This window comes from uncultured Flavonifractor sp. (genome assembly GCF_944387675.1).
In the GTDB taxonomy this organism is placed as follows: Bacteria; Bacillota; Clostridia; order Oscillospirales; family Oscillospiraceae; genus Flavonifractor.
Map to the genome: position 1 here is coordinate 1 of NZ_CALXFV010000156.1, position 3,313 is coordinate 3,313.

The 3,313-nt window shown below is 62.8% G+C and carries 3 protein-coding genes; all 3 read right to left on the reverse strand.

The features are described 5' to 3' along the window. Positions 1 to 235: 235 nt before the first annotated feature. Positions 236 to 1,756: a 2,3-bisphosphoglycerate-independent phosphoglycerate mutase gene (gpmI, locus tag Q0J74_RS10875; protein ID WP_297214520.1), complete on the reverse strand. Its 1,521-nt coding sequence runs from the start codon at positions 1,754 to 1,756 to the stop codon at positions 236 to 238. A 34-nt stretch (positions 1,757 to 1,790) separates the two neighbouring features. Then, positions 1,791 to 2,564 (reverse strand): triose-phosphate isomerase, encoded by a 774-nt coding sequence (gene tpiA, locus Q0J74_RS10880; RefSeq protein WP_297214522.1) that lies wholly within the window; start codon positions 2,562 to 2,564, stop codon positions 1,791 to 1,793. Between the two features lie 62 nt (positions 2,565 to 2,626). Then, the coding region (gene pgk / locus Q0J74_RS10885) for a phosphoglycerate kinase (RefSeq protein WP_297214523.1) at positions 2,627 to 3,313 on the reverse strand (687 nt) is incomplete at its 5' end.

Consider the following 3,313-nt stretch of genomic DNA (forward strand, 5'->3'; position numbering starts at 1 on the left):
GCCCGCCTGCGGCGGGGATGGGCCTGAAAAGCCCTTAATTCAGAATCAAAGTCTCCCCATCCATCTCCGCGGGCTTTCCCAGGCACCCCACGCGTCAGGCCGCGCGGGGACCCCGGATCTTTTTATCTGCTCGGGGCAAATGAATTGCCCCGGCATCAAGGTTTTGACCTTCGGCCAAAACGCTTGGACGGCGCAAGCGCCGCCCGCCTGCGGCGGGGATGGGCCTGAAAAGCCCTTAATTCAGAATCAAAGTCTCCCCATCCATCTCCGCGGGCTTTTCCAGGCCCATCAGATCCAGCATGGTGGGGGCGATGTCGGCCAGGCGGCCGTCCCGCAGCTTCACGTCGGCCCCCACAATGTAGAAGGGGACCAGGCTGGTGGTGTGGGCGGTATAGGGGGTCACTCCATCCTCGTCCAGCATCCGGTCGGCGTTGCCGTGGTCGGCGGTGATGAGGGACACGCCGCCCATCTTGGTGGTGGCCTCCACTACCTTGCCCACGCCCTCGTCCACGGCCTCTACCGCCTTCACCGCGGCGTCAAACACCCCGGTATGACCCACCATGTCGCAGTTGGCAAAGTTGAGAATGATCACATCGTACTTGCCGCTCTCAATGCGGCGCACCGCCTCCTCAGTGACCTGGGGGGCGCTCATCTCAGGCTGCAAATCGTAGGTGGCCACCTTGGGGGAGGGGATGAGGCACCGGTCCTCCCCGGGGAACACCTGCTCGGCGCCGCCGTTGAAGAAAAAGGTCACATGGGCGTACTTCTCGGTCTCGGCAATGCGCAGCTGGGTGTAGCCCTGGCGGGCAATGTATTCCCCGAAAATATTCACCAGCTCGTGATGGGGGAAGGCGATGAGCACATTGGGCATGGTGGCGTCGTACTCAGTGGTACACACGTAGGTCACGGGGAAATATCCGTGTTTGCGCGCCACGTCGGTAAAGGCGGGGTCCACAAAGCAGCGGGTAATCTCCCTGGCCCGGTCGGGGCGGAAGTTCATGAAGATGACGGAGTCACCCTCCTTCACCTTTCCCTCCTTGGTACATACCACAGGCTCCACAAACTCGTCGGTGACACCGGCATCATAGGATTTCTGCACGGCATCCGCCGGATCGGGATTCTGGATGCCCACGCCCAGAACAATGGCGTCATAGGCCCGCTGGAGCCGCTCCCACCGCTTGTCCCGGTCCATGGCGTAGAAGCGGCCCATGACAGTGGCCACCTGGCCCACGCCGAGTTCCCCGCACTTGGCCACCATCTGCTCCACATACTCCTTGCCGGAGGCGGGGGGTACGTCCCGCCCGTCCAGGAAGCAGTGGACGAACACCTTGTGCAGGCCCCGGCGCTTGGCCATCTCCAGCAGGGCGAAGATGTGGGTGATGTGGCTGTGAACCCCGCCGTCGCTCAGCAGGCCGAACACGTGCAGCGCCCCGTCCCGCTCCTTGCAGTCGTCCATAGCCTCAATATAGGCCTCATTTTCAAAAAAGCTGCCGTCCTGGATGGCCTTGGTGATCCGGGGCAGATCCTGGAACACCACCCGGCCGGCGCCGATGTTGGTGTGGCCCACCTCGGAGTTGCCCATCTGTCCCTCGGGCAGACCCACATCCATACCGGATGCGGCCAGCTTGCAGCCCGGATTTTCCCCAAAGATTTTGTCCAGGTTGGGGGTGCGGGCGGCGGCGATGGCGTTTCCGGTCTTGTCCGCCCGCAGGCCAAAGCCGTCCATAATAATGAGTGTGGTCGGTGTTTTACTCATATGTTACCTCTTGTTCTCTGCCCCAACCGGCAACTTACTCCTGATTGGCGGCGTTGATGATCTCCACAAAGTCGGGGGCCTTCAGGGACGCACCGCCGATAAGGCCGCCGTCCACGTCGGGCTGGGCCAGCAGCTCCTGGGCGTTCTTGGCGTTCATGGAGCCGCCGTACTGAATGGTCACGGCCCGGGCCACCCGGGCGCCGTACAGCTTGCGGATCACGGTGCGGATGGCCTCGCACACCTCACCGGCCTGCTCGGCGGTGGCGGTTTTGCCGGTGCCGATGGCCCAGATGGGCTCGTAGGCGATGACCACGTGGCGCATCTTGTCCGCCGGCACGCCGCACAGGGCGGCCTTCACCTGGTAGGAGATGAGATCCATGGTGACCCCCAGCTCCCGCTGCTCCAGGCTCTCGCCCACACACACAATGGGATACAGGCCGGCCTCCAGGGCGGCGTGTACCTTCTTGTTCACGGTGAAGTCGGTCTCATTGTAGTACTGGCGGCGCTCAGAGTGGCCGATGATCACATACTTGACCCCGATCTCCTTGAGCATCTCCGCAGAAACCTCGCCGGTGAAGGCGCCGTGGGACTCATAGTGGCAGGTCTCCGCGCCGATGGCCACCCGGCTCTCCTTAAACAGCCGCACCGCGGCCTGAAGGTTCACGGAGGGTACGCACAGCACCACCTCGCACCACTTGGGCTTGCCGATGAGGGGCTTGAGCTCCTCGGCAAAGGCGCGGGTCTCGGACAGGGTCTTGTTCATCTTCCAGTTGCCGGCAATAATGGTCTTTCGATATCTTCTGTTCATTGGGATGGCACCTCTTTCTTCCAATCTTCATATTCAAAAGTCTGTAAACGGATTCTGTCAAATCAGGCGTCCAGCAGGCAGGCCACGCCGGGCAGTTCCTTGCCCTCCATGAATTCCAGGGAGGCACCGCCGCCGGTGGAGATGTGGGTCATCTTGTCGGCATAGCCCAGCTGCTGCACTGCGGCCGCGCTGTCGCCGCCGCCGATGATGGTGATGGCGTCGCTCTTGCTCAGGGCCTCGGCCACGGCCTTGGTGCCGGCGGCGAAGGCGGGGAACTCAAACACGCCCATGGGGCCGTTCCAGATGACGGTGCCGGCATCCTTCACCGCCTCGGCATAGGCGGCAATGGCCTTGGGGCCGATGTCCATGCCCATGCAGTCATCGGGGATGGACATGCTGTCCACGGTGATGGGCTGGGCGTCGGCGGAGAACTCCTTGGCGCACACGGTGTCTACGGGCAGCAGCAGCTTCACGCCCTTCTCCTGGGCCTTCTTCATCATGTCGTTGCAGTAGTCCAGCCAGTCGGCCTCCAGCAGGGACTTGCCGATGGCGCCGCCCTGGGCCTTCAGGAAGGTATAGGTCATGCCGCCGCCGATGATGATGGTGTCGGCAATCTCCAGCAGATTGTTGATCACGCCGATCTTGGAGGACACCTTGGACCCGCCCAGGATGGCCACCAGGGGCCGCTTGGGATTGGCCAGGGCGCCGCCGATGATCTCCAGCTCCTTCTGAATCAGGAAGCCGGACAC

Coding starts and splice junctions, on each gene's coding strand:
- gpmI (WP_297214520.1), bottom strand. CDS start 1,756: ATGAGTAAAACACCGACCACACTCATTATTATGGACGGCTTTGGCCTG.
- tpiA (WP_297214522.1), bottom strand. CDS start 2,564: ATGAACAGAAGATATCGAAAGACCATTATTGCCGGCAACTGGAAGATG.